Below are 21,014 nucleotides of genomic sequence, written 5' to 3' on the forward strand. Positions count from 1 at the left end.
ATAATGATGTTTTAGCCCCCCAAGGAGCCGATAATCGATAAGGACTATCGGCTTTTTCATCTTCAGCGTGAGCGTTTTTTGGTATGAATTATCCGCAATTCGCGCTATTCTCCCCCACCTTGTTCTTACCCAGATAAGAACCAGTCGATTTGTACCTGAGTTCACCCATTGTACAAACTCAGTTTAGGGTGCTAGGTTTTCAGTGATAGCCGCTACTGCAGTAGTGGAGGATAAGATGGCATTAAGTGAAGCAGCAGTAAAAGTACAAGCCGCCCTACAAGAACGCGGACTTGAAACCCCCATGCTCCCCAATGTGTTTACGCCTGAAGAGCGTAAGGACAAGATTGAATTCCATATGAAGGAAATCCTGACGCTAATGTCATTGGATCTTTCCGACGACAGTCTTGCCGATACTCCACGCCGCATTGCCAAAATGTATGTCGACGAAATTTTCTCCGGCTTAGACTATGAGAACTTCCCGAAGATCACTGTCATTGATAACAAAATGGGCTTTGATGAGATGGTGCGCGTGCAGGACATCAGCCTGACCAGTACCTGTGAGCATCACTTAGTCACTATCGATGGCACAGCGACAATCGCTTATATCCCACGTAAAAAAATTATCGGTTTATCAAAGATTAACCGCATAGTACGTTTCTTCTCCCAGCGTCCACAGGTGCAAGAGCGTTTAACTCAGCAAGTGCTAGTAGCCTTGCAAACCCTACTCGAAACCAAAGACGTGGCCGTAAAAATGGATGCGGTGCATTACTGCGTAAAATCCCGCGGCGTGATGGACTCCACCAGCTCCACCACGACCACCGCCCTAGGGGGCATTTTTAAATCTAACCCCGCCACCCGTGCCGAGTTTTTAAATCAATCCAAATAAGCTGTTAGATTTAATCAGTGCATAAAAAAACGCTGCCATTCTTGATGAATCGCAGCGTTTTTGTTTTAGCGATTTATAACCTGCTTAAGCCTTATTAGGCTTCGATGCCATACTGCTCACGGTACTGGCTTACCGCCGCCAGTTGCGCTTCCATACCCGGTTTTTCTGACAGATAGCTGATCAGATCCGCAAGTTTGATGATCGCCACAATACCGCAGCCAAAATCACGCTCAACCTCTTGAATGGCCGACAGTTCGCCCTTGCCCTTCTCTTGTCTATCCAGCGCGATTAATACGCCTGCCAGCTGCGCCTGATGGGCCTCGATGATTTCCATCGACTCACGAATCGCCGTACCCGCGGTGATCACATCATCCACCAGCATCACCCGACCTTTAAGCTCGCTACCAACTAAGCTGCCACCTTCACCGTGATCTTTTTTCTCTTTACGGTTAAAGCAGTAGGGGATATCGATATCGTGGTGTTCGCACAAGGCCACCGCAGTTGTGGTCGCAATCGGAATACCTTTGTAAGCAGGGCCAAACAACAGATCGTACTCTATGCCTGAATCCACTAACGCCGCCGCATAAAAACGTCCTAAACGCGCAAGGTCCCGTCCAGTATTAAATAAACCCGCATTAAAGAAATAAGGACTGATACGGCCCGATTTAAGGGTAAACTCACCGAATCGCAGTACCTGACGCTCTAGGGCAAATTCAATAAACTCACGTTGATAGGCTTTCACAATCTCTCCTTACGACTTTAACGTTCTATTTTTATTGGGTTATAGCAATATTGATTTAATAAAAAGCCCCATAACGGGGCTTCTTATCAACAACAATTAATTCAATGCGGCTTTCTGCACATCGACGATTTCACGAATACTGTTCTTCGCCAACCCGAGTAGCTCAATCAATTCTTCATGGCTAAACGGCTCACCTTCAGCCGTACCTTGAATTTCAATAATCTTACCGGTTTCCGTCATGACAACGTTCATATCGGTTTCAGCCGCGCTGTCTTCCACATATTCGAGATCGCTAATAGCTTCACCGTTGTAGATACCGACGCTGACCGCAGCAATTAAAAACTTCAGCGGGTTAGACTTGATGATGCCCTTACCACGGGCCCAGTTCAGCGCATCCACAAGAGCCACACAGGCACCTGTGATAGATGCGGTGCGAGTACCGCCATCGGCTTGGATCACGTCACAATCGATAACGATAGTGTTTTCACCAAGGGCTTTCATATCGACGCAAGCACGCAGCGCACGGCCAATCAGACGCTGGATCTCTTGAGTACGACCAGATTGCTTGCCGCGAGCCGCTTCACGGTCCATACGACTGTGAGTTGAACGTGGCAACATACCGTATTCCGCCGTCACCCAGCCTTGTCCCTGACCTTTAAGGAAACGTGGCACACCCTCAGTAAAACTGGCGGTACAAAGTACTTTGGTTTCGCCAAACTCCACCAACACAGAACCTTCGGCGTGGGCCGTAAACTGGCGAGTGATAGTGATGGGACGTGTTTGTGCTGGCGTTCTGTTACTTGGACGCATGCGAGATTCCTGTATTCTGAGTCATTGACCGATTTTGGCTGCATATTATAGGGATTTGTGCCTGAGGATGCCATGCCTAGGGCAATTCTCTGGCAAACTCCGCCATTTACAACACAAGCTTCCCCTTCGCAGTATACTGTATGCCTTTAATCCTAAAGCCATTGACTCTATAATCGCCTATCAATATGACGATTCAACCATCAGGACAATCCCATGATCCAAAGCATGACAGCCTACGCTCGCATCGAGCACAAAGCACAATGGGGCACTGCCTCTTGGGAAATTCGCTCAGTCAACCAGCGTTATCTCGAAACTTACCTACGTCTGCCAGAACAATTCCGCAGCTTCGAACCCGTACTGCGCGATCGTCTGCGTAAACGCTTAAGCCGCGGTAAAGTCGAGGTCAATTTACGCTACGAGTTAGCCGACAACAGCAATAACGAACTCAAATTAAACCAAGGGTTAGCTAAGCAGTTGCTCGACGCTGCCAGCTGGTTAAAACAAGAAGCCGGCCAAGGCGAAGTCAGCCTAACTGATATTTTGCGCTGGCCAGGCGTGCTCTCAAGCTCAGAGCAAGATATGGACGCCATAGGCGCCGAGCTATTAACGGCTTTCGATTTAGCGATAGACCAGTTTATCGAAGCCCGTGGCCGCGAAGGAGCAGCGATTAAAGACATGCTGTTAAGCCGTTTAGAAGGCGTCGAAGAACAAATCGCTATCGTGCGCAAGCACATGCCTAAAGTGATGGAATATCAGCGCGATAAACTCACTAATCGCCTCGCTGAGATCAAAGGTGAACTCGACCCCGCCCGCATCGAGCAGGAGATGATCCTGTTAGCACAAAAACAAGATGTGGCCGAAGAGATGGACAGACTCGAAGCCCATGTCACCGAAGCGCGCCGCATCCTCAAAAAAGGCGGCAGCGAAGGCCGCCGCTTAGATTTTATGATGCAGGAATTTAACCGCGAATCTAACACCCTCGCCTCAAAATCCATCAGCACCGAAATCACCGCCGCCGCAGTCGAGCTCAAAGTACTTATCGAACAAATGCGCGAGCAGATCCAGAACGTTGAATAGTGTTGCTTGTGTTATCTAAAACCAAAAGCCCTTTTAAAGGGCTTTTGATTTTTTGGAGACTAACCGAGTAATGGCATGAGCTTCTGCTGTAGCTCATGGTGGGAGGCGACTTGAAAGTGCGGGCGAATACCTGCGGGGGCTGCGTGTCCATGGACGTTATACCAACAGGTGTTGAATCCCGCATTGATGCCGCCTTGAATGTCTGAATGTGGGTTATCGCCCACCATCAACACTTGTTCGCGCGCAGGCTGACCCATCAACTCGAGGGCGTGTTCAAAGATACCGATATCGGGTTTAGCCATGCCCACTTTTTCTGAAATAACCAAAATATCAAAATGATGCTGTAAACCAGTACGCTCTAAACGCACTGTTTGCAACTCGGTAAAACCATTGGTGATGATCCCCATTTTGGCTTTTCCCTGCAGTGCGGCCAGTAATTCACGGGCACCGGGCAAGGGCGCACAAATCTCAGCCATCGCCGTTAAAAATGCACTGTTTAAGGTTTGCGGGGTAACCGCAAGCTTTGCCGCCCATGGCTCGAAACGTATGGTTTGCAGTTCGGCGGCGCTGATCTTGCCATCCTGATACGCAACCCATAACGGCTTGTTTACACTTTGATATTCTTCGAAATCGGTACGAGTAAAATCGATGCCAAAGCCTGAAAACATTCGCTTCAGCCCTTCGAAAGCATCGAAATAAAAGAGAGTTTCATCTGCATCGAAAAGCACCCAAGTATAGGGTAAAGCGGCAGCATGATTCGGGGTTAAAGATGACATACGACTCCTAACAACACACTAAAGGCACGGCTTAATCCGTCAAGACAAGCAGCACAGTACTATACAACACCCAAAATCTAACGCGAAGGCACACGAAAAACAGAGCATAGTTAGCAAGTCTATCTGCCAATAATGCTTTAGCGCCTTCAACACCAAGGGAATAGGTTTTTAGTTGCGAAATAGTCTACTATCTTGATTTAAGATTGATAATACCGCATACATGAAACCCATTGTTGAACATATCTCAACAGTAATTAGATTAGGCACCTGTTTCCAGGGATGAGCTACAACACGGGTTATCATCGCCGCAGATCAGCCTGAGCATAAAAACTCACAGCCACAACATTGGAGCCCTTTGATGGATCATTTTTCTGCCCTGCCCATTTTTGTCACTGTAGTGGAATGCGGTAGCTTTTCCGCCGCAGGACAAAAACTTGGGCTGAGCAAATCGGCCATCAGCAAGCGTATTACGCAACTGGAGCAACACTTAGGTATTCAGTTGCTACAACGTACCACTCGCAGTTTGAGCCTGACGGATGCTGGCGCACGCTATTTCGAATATATTCGCCCCGCAGTGCAGCTCACTCAAGAAGGATTGGATGCTATCTCCGAGCTGCAGCAAACGCCTAAAGGCAATCTGCGAATTTCCGTGCCTATGGTGTTTGGCCGCTTGTATATTGCGCCTTTAATCGCTGAGTTTTTAAAACGTTACCCCGATATTCAGCTGCAAATGCAAATGGATGATAAGACCACTGATTTAATCGCAGGCGGCTTCGATCTGGCCATTCGAATTGGCGAGCTTCCTGACTCCAGCCTTATCACCCGCAAAATTGCCCCTTGTTTGAGCGTGATTTGCGCGTCCCCCGCATATCTAGCTCAGCACGGTTCACCCATGGTTCCTCGCGAGCTAACTCAGCACAACTGCTTGTTTTACAGTTACTTTCAAGACGGTGTGGAATGGAGTTTCCAGAGTCCCAATGGCATGCAACGCATCCAACCCAAAGGGAACTATCAAGTAAATAATAGTGATGCCATCCATCGAGCCTGTCTCGATGGTCTTGGCATCGCCAACTTACCACTCTTTATTGTTGAATCCGATCTACAGGCTGGGCGTTTACAAACGATACTGACTAACTTTCTACTCCCCGAACATGGTATTTATGCCGTATATCCGCAGCGAAAATACCTCCCAACCAAAGTGAAGGTATTGATTGATTTTTTACGGGATAAACTGGCAAATACCGACTAAGCGTCTTTAAAAATGCGCCGGAAGCAAATCCCAAAGCTTGCGCTGTAGACTGCTCCTCAACTACCGACAAATCTCGCTCGCTAAGATATACTGCGCGACACTTTCATCGCGCCACACGCATTCACTAAGAGCCATAGTTCATGCCCTCACTGCATTCTCATCCTGAATTCGTCAATAAGCTGATTATCATAGGGCTGCCCCGTACAGGGACGACGAGCGTGAGCGTGGCCTTATTGGAGCAAGGCTTAAAAGTGGCGCATATGGCGTTTACCAAAGAAGCCTTTATGCAGGCGGATGCGATTTCCGATGCGCCTTGTTTTAGCGATTTCAAACAGTTGGATGAGTTATTCTCCAAAGCCAAGTTTGTTTATCTTGACCGAGAGCTAGATTCTTGGGTGCCGTCGATGCAGATGTTACTCAGTCGAATGCTGCCACATTTAGATGCACAAACCGGCCGATTCCACCCGATTATGAAGCGCAGTTTTCGCCATAGCTTTGGTGTCGGTTTGATTGAAAACCCGCAAGATACACAACATCTTATCGATTGTTATCAGCGCCATAAACAAAGCGTATTCGACTATTTTGCTGGCAGAGATGACTTCTTATCACTCGATGTGAGCCAGCAAGGCGCCCTCGGCCAGTTATTAACATTTATCGGATTGGCCAGCGCCGAAAACCAACAGAATTTTCCTAAACTCAATGTCGGCCGCAATGTCGCCAGTTGGGATGAATATAAACACCCGAATAAGATCAGCGCTAATGCCTCGGGTCCGGAAAAACGTAAGTTCTTCGATTATAAGCTTTAAAACTCAACGGTTGGGAAAGCTAGTCAGGGGTATTTCGGCGTTTTACCACAGTTAACCAGTCGAGACTCACGCCCGAAATCGCGTTAAAACCGCGGATACGGAAGATAAGTTGCAGTAACTGCGGCCTAGGCCTGACTTTCGGTTCGACCGAACGCGGAATAAACCATAGCGTCACGAATGCGCGCAGTATGGTCGACACCAAAAACACCACAAAAATCGGACTACTGAGCCAGCTATTCCAACCTGACCAGACTAAAAAGTCCGCCGCATGGGAAGCTATCGTGCCGCCGACCATGGCCCCCACAAACACCAACCCAGCGCTGAGTGACGCTTGCAGCGCCGCGTAGGTCGCAAAATCACTGCGAAAGGGACGAATATCATAAAGGTAATTGGCGGTACTTAAGGTAAAGCCGCTCCACGCTAAGCCCGAAAAGGCCTGAATGAGGAGAATATACAAATAGTTATCGGAAAACAGCCATAACAACGGCAAGCTTGGGATCATGCAGCTGGTGATAATCATCACCAAACGATTACCAAATTGATCGCTAAATCGTCCCCAAAACTTCAGCGTCACAAACTGAGTCGCTATCGATGCCACACTGGCTAGCACAAATTCAATGTAGCTAAACTTCAAGTCTTCCAGCATATATACGACGAAAAACGGCGCCGAGATGGCTACCATCGCCTGCATACTGGCCACAAATAGGCTGTATTGGCGGAAGGTTTTATCCTTCCATGCTCCGCGAAAATTGCGGATGGTTTGGATAAATACGCCCCGCTGCTTGGCTTCGCGCGGATCTGGGTCGTGCATTTGCAATAACAACCAAGCCGAGACAAAACGTCCCATAGCCGCTATCGAAAACAACAAGGTAAAACCTAACCAGGCCATTTGCAGCGAATCAGTAAGAGTAAGAATGCCACCGCCCACAAAAAATACGCTTAAGGATGCGCCCATGGTTAAGCGGGTACGCGCCGCAAAAAAGGCGCCACGGCGACGTTCGGGCACGATAGACCCCATCCAAGCGCGCCAATGGGGTTGGATAAGATTGATAAACCCGTGGTATCCCACGGCGAGCGCGATAAATATCCATACCGCATGTTCGGGACGAAAGGCCGCTAACGCGCCCATTCCCAATACCACCAACGCCTGCAAAGCTGCGCAGTAGACGATAAAACTACGGCGGGAAAAGTGACTCGCTAACCATACCGAAACCAGCTGCGACATCGCCCCAAAAAGCTGTGGCAAACCGGTAACAAAGCCCATTTGCGCAAGACTGGCACCGAGAAAAATTGCGTAGGCATTGAAAAAGTTATCGCTCGTCGCCGTCATCATCGACGAAGCCACGGCTTCCTGCTGCGAGCGACGCAGGGTGCATCTTAACCAGAGATTTCTAGCGCTACGGCGCGAACACGTTAATGCAGAGGGAGCTTCGAGGGTGCCCATTCCAAGCCAAATCCATATGAGACTAAAGGGTTTTGATGTTGCAATTATGTCGTATATAAGCCAAAAACAAAACGCCCCAAATGGGGCGTTTGATTAGGGCGTGTTGACGTTTCAGGGTTAGAAGCAAGCCTTTAACTCGGCTTCTTGATCTAACAGGCTTTGATACAAGGTAAATTGATTCGCAGCCCTATCCAGATTGTGGCCCTCACGGTGCACATGGAAATACACGTCACCATTGAGATAATCCGTTAAAAAACGCACGCCGATCATCAGACAAATCACCCGCGCCCCAAGCCAGAGGCTACGTTTTTCGACTTCAGTTAGTACTTCGCCCAGTTCACTTAAATAACCACGGCAAATGGCGGCAAAGATTGATTGGCGCACTTTAACATTATCAAGGGCGGTCGAATCTTCGGCTTCAGGCGAACAGAAGGTACGCACCATATCGCCAAAGTCATACATCAAATGCCCTTTCATGCACGTATCGAGGTCGATAATTGCCATGCTCGACATGTCGCGCTTATCGAACAGCATATTATTGATTTTAGTGTCGTTATGGCAAATACGCAGCGGGAGCTGTGGCGAAATCTCGGCTAGCTCATCTAATAAACTCTGCTGTGACAGGGCGTAATCGACCCAGTTACGGCATAAATCCAACCGCTTAGCTTTATCCTGTTGAACCGCTTGGCGCAGTATTTCCATCCGTCCCGGCAAATGGTGGAACTGCGGGATCACATCCTCAAGCTGAGTGGCATCAAAATCACTCAAGGCACAGGCAAAATGACCAAAGGCCTTAGCCGCCATTTCGGCTTCGGCTTCAGACTTCACGACCTCAATACTTAAACTGTGGGGCAAATAACTGATGGCACGCCAAAATCCCTGCTCACCTAAATCGATCGCCAGCTCACCCTCTTGGGTAAGGCACGGACTCACCACTTGAAGACCATATTGCTGTTGTAATGCCTTGGCGCATAAATGATGGCTTATCTTATCGGCATTACTTACCAATGCCTGCGGCGTCTTAAACACTTGGGTGTTAATACGTTGCAGCACTAATTCACCCGAGGGCCAACGCACTAGCAAGGTATCGTTAATATGACCATTCCCTAACGCTGAGATTTTTGCCTCGTCAGCTTCAATTCCAAAATGAGGCAACACAGACTGCCTAATGAGTTTTATCACTCAATAACTCCATTAATTTTTGCTTTACCCAGACAGTATCCTGCGGATAGGTCACACCGAGCCAAGGTTCGCTGGCCACATCAACAAACACGGGCACACCTTGCTCAATTCCCGCCTGAACCACGGCGGGCAAATAGCATTCAGATTTAGGCAATTGGCCTTGCTGTTCGATAAATTCGATTAATTCACGTTTAATAACATCAAATATGCTTGGCGAGAAGCCCCAACAGGTCATAGAGACCAGAGACTGTGAAGGAAGAGGTGCCAATCCCTCAGGACCTTCACCGATAAAACCATGATCTTGGGCTTGAATATTCAACCATTCGGCGACTGAGCGCAGTTGCCCCTGCTCCACTTGGCATAAGCCACGATTCACGCCCCCGTGTTCGGACAAGGTCAGCTCAATCGGATAAGCCACCATCATCCAATCATGGGGTCTGGCGGTTAATCCCTTCGCTAAAGAGATAAAAGCGCTGTCGCCGTAGAAATCATCGGCATTGATCACCGCCATTGGCCCACTAACACAATCACGGGCGCACCACAGGGCATGAGCCGTTCCCCAAGGCTTTAAACGATGGCTCACATCCGCAAGCTGCGCTTCGGCAGGCAAATCGGTGAGCGACTGATAACAGAAGTGATACTCGAAGTCCGCTGGCAAAAAGCGTATCAACAGCTCGTGGAGTTCCGCTTCCAATTCGGGGCGGATCACCAGCACAGCACGCTTAAATCCGCTGCGGATCGCCGACTGTATCGATAACACCAACATGGGTTCGCCCGCAGGACCGAGGGAAGCTAATTGTTTATCGCCGCCAAAACGACTACCTAGCCCTGCCGCCATAATGACTAAGGTCAAATCTGTATTCATGTGGGATTAGTGTTCAGTTCGTATTAAAGATATTTTCCCGAACCTCGCCGCAATCGGCTATGCGAGCGCATTTAAAACAAGATTGGAGAAAAAGAGGAGCAAAAGTGTAATCTACCCCTCTAGTCCTGACTAGAATTTTATCGATTTAACGGGCTAAATAATTACCAAAGTTACGATTAGGCTCTAAAACCGCTTGGCTGCCCTTGAGGCTGAACTTGTAACCACACAAACCGATGCTGCCACGACGAGCCAGATCTGTGATGATACTGGCCGTATCCAGCGGCGTGAAACGCGCCTCCGTTGCCGAATCGGCAAGCAAATCCACGCTGATAGTGCGATATTCAGTGCCATTATTAAACACCAGCGCGCTACAACTCTTATCGCCCTTGGCCGTGGCAATCGACCACAGCTGTTGCGGCTTACCACGTTCACCTAACCAGCGAATAATTAACACATCTTGCTCTAACGCCACCGAAAAACCATCGGGCATATCTAAGGTCACACGATCGCTTGCAGCAATAGGCGCAGAGGGCACGACAGGAACAGCTTCTTCAGCCTGTGACTCATCGCTATTGGGCCATAATCCCCACACCAGTAGGACTAACAACACAGCGCCCACCCCACCGCCGACGGGCAACCAATAACGGCGCTCAAGCTTAGGTAAAGAAGGCAACTTAATAAAACGTCGATAGGGAGCAAAAAACTCGGCAACCCCTCTAAACAGCTCAGTCATTGAGCCCGACTCTTTCGCCTCGGCGCGGCGACGACGCACTTCTTCAGCATGCTCAGTATCGTTAAAGGCCGCGGTATCTTCATCGGGATCGAAACGCCATACCGGCTCATCGCTGTGCTCGGCAGGGTCGAGTGGTGCACGTTTAAATTCCGCGCCCTGTAAATCGACTTGGGCTAAATCGACATCGGCGATATCGATGCGGGTTTGCTCTACTCGGCTCTGATTGGCAGGACGAAAATCGGCGTGGCCCTCGAGTAACGCATCTTGCACGACAAAATCAGCAGGATTTTGCGTCATTTTTGTTAACGCATCGAAACGCAGTTCATCTTGGCGTAAGGCATCCAAGTCGGCATCCACAACGGGGGAAGCACTCGTTGGTTCAGTATGAGAATAGGTTTCAGCCTCTGTCGATACCGGAATATCCGGCGCAGCATGGGAGACACTGGCATTTTGTGCAGCTGCGGCCTTTGGCGTTAATACGGGCTCGACTCGGCGACGGGGAACGGCCTGCGAGGTTGGGATATCTAAAGCTGGGCCATAATAGCCCAAACGATACTCCACTAAGGTGGGAGAGGTTAAACGTGTGCCCCAAAAGGTCGCACCAGCGCCCAAGACCAGCCCTAGAATGGCGACTACGGGCGGCGCAGCCACTATATACAGCGCCAGTAAAATCAGTAGCGGCAGAATAAAGACTGCAACCAAGGCCTTAGGCTTAGCCGCATCATTTAAACGGCGCAGCGCAGTAAGGGCGAGCAAAGGTAAGCCCACCAACGCTAAAAGATACATTAAAAAGTTCGCCCCAAACGCGGCGACAGCCAGTGAAATGCCCAAATACACACCAACACTGATGGCCACAAAGCGGGGACGGGAATCACGCCCATGAAGGCAGAAAAGAGATTTTAACAGCACGACCCTTCCTTTATAGTGAAATAATCCTAGCGCACACGACTCTCAATGTCGCATAGGCACGAGCGTAACGAATTTAGCCGCAATTGTCAGTGCAATAAGACGCTAGATAAGCAAAAATGCTGATTATATCCATCTAAAGCTAAATCAGGCTTAATTCTCAGGCTCAGCAAGGCTTAGGGACGCAGAGATTTTCAGAATCCGCTCTTGGAGTCACAGTAAACCGTAAAAATACACCAGCGGCAGCGCTAACTGTCGCAAAACATAAATAGACAACAATTGCTGGCTAACTAGCCCTAGCGTTTTTGAGGTCAAAATCTGTATAATGCTCGGCTTTCTAGGCCCTTCTTGCGTTAACCAACTGGATATTTTGCTCATGACCGCACGCGGAAATTTATTTATTGTTTCAGCCCCGAGTGGTGCTGGTAAATCCTCGCTGATTTCGGCGCTGCTGAAAGACAAACCCGCCGACATGCAGGTTTCAGTGTCGCACACTACCCGTGCGCCTCGCCCTGGCGAAGTGAATGGTCAACACTACCATTTTGTTAATGTTGAAGAATTTAAAGCGCTGATCGAGCAAAATGCCTTTTTCGAGTGGGCCGAAGTATTCGGTAACTACTATGGCACTTCGCGCCACGTCATTGAGCACACTTTGACTCAAGGTATCGATGTTTTCCTCGATATCGACTGGCAAGGCGCTCAGCAAGTCAAAGCCGTGATGCCAGAGGCCATTGGTGTATTTATTCTACCGCCCTCAAGGGATGAGCTAGAACGTCGCCTCACTGGCCGTGGCCAAGACAGTCAAGAAGTTATCGCCAGCCGTATGGCACAGGCGGTTTCTGAAATGTCGCACTATAAAGAATATGATTTTATTATCGTCAATGACGATTTTGACACAGCACTGGCCGATATGCGGGCGATCATTCGCAGCCAACGCTTAACGGGTGCTAGTCAGATCCACGCGCAAAATGATATGCTTAACGATCTGTTGGCAGGCTAACTGCCTTAGTGTACAATTTTGCGTCATTTTTTCCCTAGATAAACTGGAGTTTCAACACATGGCTCGCGTAACTGTAGAAGACGCCGTAGAACAAATCGGCAACCGTTTTGATATGATCCTGGTTGCGGCGCGTCGTGCTCGCCAAATCGCCGTGCAGGGTAAAGACCCTATGGTTGAAGAGATGAACGACAAGCCAACGGTTATCGCCCTGCGTGAAATCGAACTAGGTTTAGTGAATGCTCACACTTTAGATGCTGACGAGCGTCAATCTGTGCGTGAGCGTGAAGCAGCTGAAATCGCAGCTGTTGCAGCCATCGCTGAAGGCCGTTCACTATAAGTCTAATTGAGTCACACCTGTTTGGGTAAAGGAGAGCTGCCACTTGTATCTGTTTGAAGGTCTAAAGGAGTCTGCTTCCGGTTACTTAGAACCCGAACAGGTAGAATTGCTCAAGCAGGCGTACCAAGTTGCGCGTGATGCCCATGAAGGTCAAATGCGCACCAGCGGCGAACCTTATATTACCCATCCGGTTGCGGTTGCCCGCATCCTCGCCGAGATGCGTCTCGATCACGAGACGCTGATGGCTGCCTTGCTGCACGACACCATCGAAGATACCTATGTCACCAAAGAGGACTTGGCCGAACAATTTGGCGAAGCCGTGGCAGAGTTGGTTGAAGGGGTGTCTAAGCTCGACAAGCTGAAATTTCGCGATAAAAAAGAAGCCCAAGCGGAAAACTTTCGCAAAATGATGATGGCGATGACGCAGGATATCCGCGTTATTCTCATCAAGCTTGCCGACCGTACCCACAACATGCGTACCTTAGGTGCACTGCGCCCCGATAAACGCCGCCGCATTGCCCGCGAAACCTTAGAGATTTACGCGCCGATTGCCAACCGACTCGGTATCCACAATATCAAGACCGAGTTAGAGGATTTAGGCTTCCAAGCCTATTATCCGATGCGCTATCGGGTGTTAAAGGAAGTGGTCAAAGCTGCCCGTGGTAACCGCAAAGAACTCATCCAAGGCATTGAAGCTGCGGTGTTAACTCGCCTAAACGATGCGGGCATTAAAGGCAAAGTTAAAGGTCGCGAGAAAAACCTCTACTCCATCTACAACAAGATGCAGAGCAAGGAACTCCAGTTCCAAGAGGTGATGGATATCTACGCCTTTCGCGTCATCGTCGACTCCATCGATACTTGCTACCGTGTGCTCGGTGCCATGCACGGCCTGTATAAACCGCGTCCGGGTCGCTTTAAAGATTATATCGCTATCCCCAAAGCCAACGGTTATCAGTCGTTACATACCTCATTATTCGGCCCACACGGCGTGCCCGTCGAGATCCAAATTCGTACCGAAGATATGGATCAAATGGCCGACAAAGGGGTTGCGGCCCACTGGGCTTACAAAGGCGGCCCCGATGGTCAAGGCACTACCACGCAAGTGCGTGCCCGCAAGTGGATGCAAAGCTTGCTGGAACTGCAACAGAGCGCCAGCACCTCCTTCGAATTCGTGGAAAACGTTAAAACCGAACTCTTCCCCGAAGAGATTTACGTATTCACCCCCGAAGGTCGCATTTTAGAATTACCGGTTAACGCCACCGCCGTCGACTTTGCCTATGAAGTCCACACCGATGTGGGCAATACCTGTGTCGGCGCCCGTGTTAACCGCCAAGCTTACCCGTTAAGCCAGCCATTAATCTCCGGCCAAACCGTTGAGATCATTACCGCTAAAGGCGCGCGTCCGAATGCCGCTTGGCTTAACTTTGTGGTGACAGGTAAAGCCCGCGCCAAAATCCGCCAAGTGCTTAAGAGCCTAAAAGCAGACGATGCTATCGCCCTTGGCCGCCGTTTGCTTAACCATGCGCTGGGTAAAACCAAACTCGATAGCATTCCTGCCGAGCAGATTGATAAAGTCGTGCGCGATACCAAGCACGCCAATTTAAATTCCTTACTCGCCGACATCGGCCTGGGCAATGCCATGAGCATAGTCATCGCCCAACGTTTGATTGGCGATAATTTAGAGAATCAAGAGAGCCGCGATTCTCACCTGATGCCAATCCGTGGCGCCGAAGGTATGTTAGTAACCTTCGCTAACTGTTGCCGCCCCATCCCTGGTGATGCGGTGATTGCCCACGTGAGCCAAGGTAAAGGCTTAGTCGTCCACATGGAAAACTGCGCTAACATTCGCGGTTACCAAGGCGAGCCAGATAAATACATTCCCGTGCAGTGGGACAATGTCGAAGGCGTTGAATATCAAGCCAATCTGCGGGTGGAAATTGTTAACCACCAGGGCGCGCTGGCAAAGATTACCTCGATTATCGCCGCCGAAGGTTCGAACATTCACAACCTTAGCACCGAAGAGCGCGATGGCCGCGTTTACTTGATTAACCTGCGGATTTCGGTGAAGGACAGGATCCATTTAGCTAACGTGATGCGCCGTATCCGGGTACTGCCCGAGGTATTGCGTACATCACGTAATCGTTGATCATTACTTTAGAGAGAGCGTCATGGCAGAAAAAATCATTATCGCGACCGAAAATGCCCCAGCGGCAATTGGCACTTATTCTCAAGCGGTTAAAGTCGGCAACACAGTGTATTTATCCGGCCAAATCCCACTGGTGCCAAGCACAATGCAAATCGTGAGCGATGATTTTGAGGCGCAAGTTGTGCAAGTGTTTGAAAACTTAACGGCCGTTTGTACCGCAGCTGGCGGCACGATCAACGATATCGTTAAGCTCAATATCTTCCTAACGGACTTAAGCCACTTCGCAAAAGTGAATGAAATCATGAGCCGTTACTTCAGCCAACCTTACCCAGCTCGCGCCGCTATCGGTGTGAAGCAGCTGCCTAAGGATGCGCAAGTCGAAATGGACGGCGTGATGGAGCTGTAAGCTTCCACCGATTTTACGAGGCGCTTAGGCGCCTTTTTTATTGCTTAATGCGCCCGCGGCTCCTGCTCTGACCTGTGATTAAGTTCATTTTCATTTCATACTCAAACGATAGGCTAGTCCGCCAATTTTAAGATTTTACAATCTTGCAAACTATTTGCGTGGCCTCACAAAACTCGCCATACTGGGCACCTATGTTGGGGTTAAAATAACAATAAAGAACAGGGAATTGCCTATGGATAATGCGATTAAGACGCCAGTTGAAATGTTGGCGCACTGGGCGAATACACGTGGGGATGAGATCTATTTGCGCCAGCCCATCAAGGGTCAATACCTTGATTTCACGTGGAATGAAGTGCAAGAAAAAGTGCAGCAACTCGCGGGTGCACTGCGCCATTTAGGCTTAGAGCCGGGCGATAAGATTGCCGTGCTCTCTAAAAACTGCGCCGAATGGTTTATTACCGACCTCGCCCTGATGCACGGCGGCTATATCAGCGTTCCCATCTATCCTACCGCCAATACAGATACTATCCGCTATGTGTTGCAACATAGTGGTGCCAAAGCAATTTTCCTCGGCAAGCTCGACCACTGGGCCGATCAAGAAGCCGGCGTCGGCGGCGAATTACTCCGCCTTGCCATGCCCTATGAGACCATGCCGGCTCAATATCAGTGGGAACAACTGCTCAAGATGGGCAACCCTCTGATTGAAGCGCCGTTACCTGAGCTCGATCAGACCATGACCCTGATTTACACCTCGGGCTCAACGGGCCAACCTAAAGGCGCGATTCAGACGTTTGCCAGCTATGGCTGGACTTGCCAAGCCGTAGTGCGCGATCTGCGAACCAATGGTGACGACAGATTATTGTCCTACTTACCGTTAGCGCATATTACCGAGCGCGTGGCGATCGAAGGCTCGTCTTTCTATTCCGGCAGTACAGTCGCCTTCGTCGAAAGCTTAGACTCCTTCGTTGCCGATGTGCAGCGCGCTAAACCGACGGTGTTTTTCTCGGTTCCACGGCTATGGAGCCTGTTCCAGAAGAACATTATCGACAAGATTGGTGTTGGCAAACTCAATCTATTGCTAAAAATCCCACTGATTAGCAGCCTAGTAAAACACAAGATCCACAAAGGGTTAGGACTCAACCATTGCCGCTTACTCGGCTCTGGTTCGGCGCCTATTCCGCCCTCTCTTATTCACTGGTACCACAGCATTGGCTTGGATATTTGTGAAGCCTGGGGAATGACGGAAAACTGTGCTTACTCCATCATCAACTATCCCTTCGATGTGCGCAAAATCGGCACTGTGGGTAAACCCGTACAGGATTGCCAAATCCGCCAGGGTGAAGACGGCGAACTGCTACTGAAGAGTCCCGGCCTGATGACGGCCTATTATCAGCAACCCGAAGCAACAGCGGCGGCCTTCGATCCCGATGGTTTCTTCCATACTGGCGATCTCTGTGCCATCGATGCCGATGGTTGTGTGACTATCACTGGCCGGGTGAAGGACAACTTTAAAACCGCTAAGGGTAAATACGTCGCTCCAGTGCCAATTGAACGTAAGCTCGCGCAGGATCCCCATGTGGAGCTGATTTGCGTTATTGGTTCTGGTCTGCCGCATCCCGTCGCGTTAGTGCAACTTTCCGAGGGCGCGACCTTACAAGCCCGCGAGGAAGTTCGCGCATCTTTAAAAGCGACCCTCGATAGCGTGAACCCACATTTAGAGTCCCATGAACATGTGGATGCGATTGTGGTCGTGAACGAACCTTGGACCATCGAAAACGATGTGCTAACTCCGACACTGAAGATCAAACGTCATGTGCTCGAGAAAGCCTTTAGCGAGCGTGTCGACGGTATTCGCGGCGCACAAGTGCGCTGGGAAGATGAGTTAACCGTCAAATAAGGTTAAAGCGCACACTGAACCATGAAAGCACGCTCTTCGGCGTGCTTTTTTATGACATATTCTGTCAAAACGGTTGAAAAACACGTATCATGTGCGCCTGTCAGCGTAAGGTGATACACCTTAAATCAATTCACTCAATCAGGTTTAACAGAGTCTAAAATGCTCATTGCACTTTCAATTATCGGCGGCTTTATCATTTTAACCTTAGGCGCAGAAGCCTTAGTCCGTGGCGCGAGCTCCATCGCCCTACGTCTTGGCATTACGCCACTCATCATCGGCTTAACCATTGTGGCCTTTGGTACCAGCGCGCCCGAACTTGCGGTGAGTGTCAAGTCAGCACTGGCAGGCAATAGCGGCATTGCACTGGGTAACGTGATTGGCTCTAACATTGCCAACATTGGTTTGATTTTGGCAATTACCGCTCTTATTCGCCCGATTCAAGTACAGTCACAGATGGTAAGACGGGATATCCCCTTGATGATCCTTGCCTCTATGCTGTTTTGGGGATTGTTATTGGACGGCGAACTCAGCCTAATTGACGGCGTGATTTTATTATCACTGCTTGTTGGCTACCTCGTATTCAGCTATTTCAGCTCGAAAAATACCACAGATGCCGACGGCGAAATCATCGAAGAAGGCCCTAAAAACCCATTACTCTCAGTGGCATTTATTGTTGTAGGCATCGGCATGTTAGTCGGTGGCGGGATTTTATTTGTGAACGGTGCGGTCGATTTAGCCAAAGTGTTTGGCGTGAGCGAAATCATTATCGGCTTAACTATTGTCGCTATCGGCACCAGCATGCCAGAGTTAGTGACCTCGGTTTTAGCGGCGCTCAAAGGTGAGAGCGATATCGCTATCGGTAACGTAGTTGGCTCTAACCTATTCAACATTTTAGGTATTTTAGGTGTGACTGCGATTGTGCACCCAGTATCAGCCTTAGGTTTCCAATCCTTCGACTTTATCGTGATGCTAGCCTTAGCCGTGGTGATTTTACCCTTCGCGTGGTCAGGACTACGCATAGGTCGCCGTGAAGGTGCCACACTGCTTGTCGCTTACTTAGGCTACATGGTTTACCTCGTCAACCAAGCCAACACTCAAGCGGTCGTTTAACGCACTGCGCCTTGCCTTACAAAACACCGGAGCCTCTCCGGTGTTTTGCTTTTAGGCCTAAGACATGACATTTGTCATGCCCAATTGATGACCTTTGTGCCTGCACTCAGGCCAAGGTATTTCTGATAATGAAGCCGTCCCCAAGCAATGGGTTATCACTTCAATAAGGAAATACCATGAAAACATTCTTACTGTTATCAAGCCTTGCCCTCGCCTGCGCGCCCGTATTCGCGGCTTCCAACTCGAGCTCAAAGATCGCTGCAATAGACAAAGCTGCAAGCACCTTAAATATCGATAAATTACAACAGCTCAGCACGACAACATCGGATTACGAAGCAGCCTATGCCAACTATCGTTTAGCCATCAGCGCCAATGTGATGGGACAAAAAACCTTGGCGGAACAGGCCTTAACTTCGGCGCAAACTAGCTTAGAAGCCCTCAAAAATACCCAAGCCGATGCCGAATCCCTCGCGTTATTATCGTCCGTTTACGGCATGCAAATCGCCTTGGATAACAGCAAAGGCGCCAAGCTTGGAAGCAAATCCGCCAATGCCATCGCTCAAGCCGAACAGCTGGCACCGCTTAACCCGCGGGTGGCATTAGTAAAAGCGATTGCCGCCTATAATACGCCCGCCATGTTTGGTGGCAGCATGCAACATGCTAAGACGCTCGCCAGCAGCGCTATTGAACGGTTTAATCAACCTTGCGAGGACATTTGCTGGGGTGAGGCCGAAGCTTACACTTGGCGCGGACTCGCAAAACAGGAATTAGGCGACGCCCAAGGGGCGATTGAAGATTGGCAACAGGCGCTGCAAGTGGAAAAAGATTATGGTTGGGCTAAGTTTTTACTTCAGCAAAATCAGCAAATAAGTGCAAAATAACCCCAGAACAGGCAAAAGGATTGGCTGACGTTTGCGGCCAATCCTGCCATCGGTAGCCAGCTATTGGCCTTAGGCGAAGCGTTATGACTCAACACTCAGTGCAAATAGAACAAAAAATCGCATGGGTTTACCTGATAAACCTAGCGTTTTATCTGATCCCGTTGTTTGTCACGCCCTATCCGAGCTGGCAGATAGGGCTCATTTTAGCCGTACTGATTCCCTTTATTTACAGCTACTTTTGGGCCTATCGCTGCCATACTCGAGTGGCTTATCGACCCATCAGCGTCATGCTATTACTGGCGATTGCCATAACGCCCATCAATCCTGGCTCTATTTCTCTGTTTACCTTTGCCAGCTTCTTTATTGGCTTCTTCTATCCACTCAGAGTCAGCATGCTAAGTTGGTTTGGAATTTTGGCCTTATTGTTCTTACTCAACCACTTTATCCAGTTCAACAATCTGTATTTCCCACTGTATGGCTCGGCGTTAGTTTTCGGCGTTGGCATGCTGGGGATTGCCGAGCAAAAACGTTATCAGCACAGATTGAAGGAGCGGCAAAGCGCGCAGGAGATCAGCACCTTAGCGACCATGGTTGAACGGGAGCGCATCGCCAGAGACTTACACGATATCATGGGGCACAGCCTGTCATCGATTGCCCTAAAAGCTGAACTGGCGGAAAAACTGCTCGCCAAACAAGAATATCAATTAGCGACCACTCAGCTGCAGGAGCTAGGACAAATCGCTCGGGAGAGCTTGAGCCAAATTAGGCATACAGTCTCAGATTATAAACATAAAGGGCTGGCCAGCTGCGTCACTCAATTATGTCACTCCCTGAGGGACAAAGGCATCGCGGTGGAGCTGCTAGGCGAGTTACCCAAATTGTCCGCCAGAGCAGAGAGTCAACTCGGTTTAGTGTTAACTGAGCTCGTGAATAATATTCTGCGCCACAGCAGCGCCAGCCAATGCCGCATTCAGTTTCGCGAGCAGGCCGATAGCCTTATCGTCGACGTGCAAGATAACGCCCCGGCAAGCCCTATTATCGAGGGTAATGGCCTAACAGGGATCCGCGAGCGGCTCGCTAGCCTTGGGGGACATTTAAGCTATGATCTTGAACAGGGATACGCCTTTAGCGTCAGTTTACCTTTGCTGGGAGCAACAGATTAATGCACATTCTTCTCGCGGAAGATCAGGCCATGGTGCGCGGCGCGCTCGCAGCACTGTTAACCCTAGCGGGCGGTTTCACCATTACCCAAGCCAGCAATGGCGATGAAGCCTTAAACCTGCTGAAACAACAACATTTCGATCTACTGCTGACGGATATCGAAATGCCGGGAAGAACAGGTTTGGAGTTGGCAACTTGGCTTAAAGAACAGCATAGCCATACCAAAGTTGTTGTTATTACCACCTTTGGCCGCGCAGGTTATATTAAACGCGCCATTGAAGCAGGCGTGGGTGGCTTTTTACTGAAAGATGCGCCCTCGGAAACCTTAGTCCATGCCATTCAACAAGTGATTGCGGGTAAGCGGATTATCGATCCTGAGCTGGCAATCATGGCGATTGGCGATGTCGACCCTCTCAATGATAAAGAGCGCCGCGCCCTACGTTTTGCCAGTGAAGGTAAATCCACCGCCGAGATAGCCGAGATGCTGTTTATTGCCGAAGGCACGGTACGTAACTATCTATCCGAAGCCATTGCCAAACTCAATGCGAGCAACCGAATCGATGCCGCCCGCATCGCCAAGCAAAAAGGTTGGTTATAGCT

20 protein-coding genes are annotated in these 21,014 nt (G+C 49.5%); 13 read left to right on the top strand and 7 right to left on the bottom strand.

Annotated elements, in window-relative coordinates:
• Positions 1 to 235: 235 nt before the first annotated feature.
• A complete protein-coding gene (folE, locus tag SHEWMR4_RS18825) occupies positions 236 to 886 on the top strand; it encodes a GTP cyclohydrolase I FolE (RefSeq protein ID WP_011624327.1) in 651 nt (216 codons plus the stop codon).
• Positions 887 to 980: 94 nt separating this feature from the next.
• Here the strand turns inward: folE and pyrE are convergent, their stop codons facing one another.
• Positions 981 to 1,628, bottom strand: a complete 648-nt coding sequence (gene pyrE, locus SHEWMR4_RS18830) for an orotate phosphoribosyltransferase (RefSeq protein ID WP_011624328.1) — start codon at positions 1,626 to 1,628, stop codon at positions 981 to 983.
• A gap of 96 nt (positions 1,629 to 1,724) precedes the next feature.
• On the bottom strand, positions 1,725 to 2,438 hold the full coding sequence (gene rph / locus SHEWMR4_RS18835; protein ID WP_011624329.1) for a ribonuclease PH: 714 nt from the start codon (positions 2,436 to 2,438) through the stop codon (positions 1,725 to 1,727).
• Positions 2,439 to 2,651: 213 nt separating this feature from the next.
• On the opposite strand from rph, the gene SHEWMR4_RS18840 reads away from it, so the two are divergent.
• Entirely contained in the window at positions 2,652 to 3,515 is an 864-nt protein-coding gene (locus SHEWMR4_RS18840) for a YicC/YloC family endoribonuclease (protein WP_011624330.1), read from the top strand.
• A 59-nt stretch (positions 3,516 to 3,574) separates the two neighbouring features.
• Here the strand turns inward: SHEWMR4_RS18840 and yjjG are convergent, their stop codons facing one another.
• Positions 3,575 to 4,291 carry a pyrimidine 5'-nucleotidase gene (yjjG, locus tag SHEWMR4_RS18845; RefSeq protein ID WP_011624331.1) on the bottom strand — a complete coding sequence of 239 codons (717 nt, stop codon included), beginning with the start codon at positions 4,289 to 4,291 and terminating at the stop codon, positions 3,575 to 3,577.
• A 358-nt stretch (positions 4,292 to 4,649) separates the two neighbouring features.
• On the opposite strand from yjjG, the gene SHEWMR4_RS18850 reads away from it, so the two are divergent.
• Positions 4,650 to 5,540 carry a LysR family transcriptional regulator gene (locus SHEWMR4_RS18850; protein WP_011624332.1) on the top strand — a complete coding sequence of 297 codons (891 nt, stop codon included), beginning with the start codon at positions 4,650 to 4,652 and terminating at the stop codon, positions 5,538 to 5,540.
• 140 nt (positions 5,541 to 5,680) lie between these two features.
• The gene (locus SHEWMR4_RS18855) at positions 5,681 to 6,346 is read left to right on the top strand and encodes a sulfotransferase family protein (RefSeq protein WP_011624333.1); all 666 of its coding nucleotides are present in this window, start codon (positions 5,681 to 5,683) and stop codon (positions 6,344 to 6,346) included.
• A gap of 19 nt (positions 6,347 to 6,365) precedes the next feature.
• Here SHEWMR4_RS18855 and SHEWMR4_RS18860 read toward each other — a convergent pair whose 3' ends face one another.
• The 4 genes from SHEWMR4_RS18860 to SHEWMR4_RS18875 form a co-directional block, all read right to left on the bottom strand.
• Positions 6,366 to 7,790, bottom strand: a complete 1,425-nt coding sequence (locus tag SHEWMR4_RS18860; RefSeq protein WP_011624334.1) for an MFS transporter — start codon at positions 7,788 to 7,790, stop codon at positions 6,366 to 6,368.
• 117 nt (positions 7,791 to 7,907) lie between these two features.
• The gene (locus tag SHEWMR4_RS18865) at positions 7,908 to 8,972 is read right to left on the bottom strand and encodes an aminoglycoside phosphotransferase family protein (RefSeq protein WP_011624335.1); all 1,065 of its coding nucleotides are present in this window, start codon (positions 8,970 to 8,972) and stop codon (positions 7,908 to 7,910) included.
• Complete coding sequence (locus SHEWMR4_RS18870) at positions 8,956 to 9,837, bottom strand: nucleotidyltransferase family protein (RefSeq protein WP_011624336.1); 882 nt, start codon at positions 9,835 to 9,837, stop codon at positions 8,956 to 8,958. The genes SHEWMR4_RS18865 and SHEWMR4_RS18870 overlap by 17 nt, the downstream gene beginning before the upstream one ends.
• A 145-nt stretch (positions 9,838 to 9,982) precedes the next feature.
• Positions 9,983 to 11,479, bottom strand: coding sequence for a hypothetical protein (locus tag SHEWMR4_RS18875; RefSeq protein ID WP_011624337.1), 1,497 nt, complete (start codon positions 11,477 to 11,479; stop codon positions 9,983 to 9,985).
• Positions 11,480 to 11,852: 373 nt separating this feature from the next.
• Between SHEWMR4_RS18875 and gmk the strand changes: the two genes are divergently transcribed.
• The 9 genes from gmk to SHEWMR4_RS18920 all read left to right on the top strand — a co-directional run bounded on the left by gmk (position 11,853) and on the right by SHEWMR4_RS18920 (position 21,012).
• Positions 11,853 to 12,476 carry a guanylate kinase gene (gene gmk / locus SHEWMR4_RS18880; protein ID WP_011624338.1) on the top strand — a complete coding sequence of 208 codons (624 nt, stop codon included), beginning with the start codon at positions 11,853 to 11,855 and terminating at the stop codon, positions 12,474 to 12,476.
• A gap of 58 nt (positions 12,477 to 12,534) precedes the next feature.
• A complete protein-coding gene (gene rpoZ / locus SHEWMR4_RS18885) occupies positions 12,535 to 12,813 on the top strand; it encodes a DNA-directed RNA polymerase subunit omega (protein WP_011624339.1) in 279 nt (92 codons plus the stop codon).
• A 43-nt stretch (positions 12,814 to 12,856) separates the two neighbouring features.
• Entirely contained in the window at positions 12,857 to 14,959 is a 2,103-nt protein-coding gene (gene spoT / locus SHEWMR4_RS18890; RefSeq protein ID WP_011624340.1) for a bifunctional GTP diphosphokinase/guanosine-3',5'-bis pyrophosphate 3'-pyrophosphohydrolase, read from the top strand.
• A 22-nt stretch (positions 14,960 to 14,981) separates the two neighbouring features.
• Complete coding sequence (locus SHEWMR4_RS18895) at positions 14,982 to 15,365, top strand: RidA family protein (protein WP_011624341.1); 384 nt, start codon at positions 14,982 to 14,984, stop codon at positions 15,363 to 15,365.
• Positions 15,366 to 15,597: 232 nt separating this feature from the next.
• A complete protein-coding gene (locus SHEWMR4_RS18900; RefSeq protein ID WP_011624342.1) occupies positions 15,598 to 17,262 on the top strand; it encodes an AMP-binding protein in 1,665 nt (554 codons plus the stop codon).
• 159 nt (positions 17,263 to 17,421) lie between these two features.
• Positions 17,422 to 18,372, top strand: a complete 951-nt coding sequence (locus SHEWMR4_RS18905; RefSeq protein WP_011624343.1) for a calcium/sodium antiporter — start codon at positions 17,422 to 17,424, stop codon at positions 18,370 to 18,372.
• Positions 18,373 to 18,548: 176 nt separating this feature from the next.
• A complete protein-coding gene (locus tag SHEWMR4_RS18910; RefSeq protein WP_011624344.1) occupies positions 18,549 to 19,253 on the top strand; it encodes a hypothetical protein in 705 nt (234 codons plus the stop codon).
• Positions 19,254 to 19,336: 83 nt separating this feature from the next.
• Positions 19,337 to 20,416 carry a sensor histidine kinase gene (locus SHEWMR4_RS18915; RefSeq protein WP_011624345.1) on the top strand — a complete coding sequence of 360 codons (1,080 nt, stop codon included), beginning with the start codon at positions 19,337 to 19,339 and terminating at the stop codon, positions 20,414 to 20,416.
• A complete protein-coding gene (locus tag SHEWMR4_RS18920; RefSeq protein ID WP_011624346.1) occupies positions 20,416 to 21,012 on the top strand; it encodes a DNA-binding response regulator in 597 nt (198 codons plus the stop codon). Before SHEWMR4_RS18915 ends, SHEWMR4_RS18920 begins: the two co-directional genes overlap by 1 nt.
• Positions 21,013 to 21,014: the final 2 nt, after the last annotated feature.

The organism is Shewanella sp. MR-4, assembly GCF_000014685.1.
GTDB lineage: Bacteria > Pseudomonadota > Gammaproteobacteria > Enterobacterales > Shewanellaceae > Shewanella.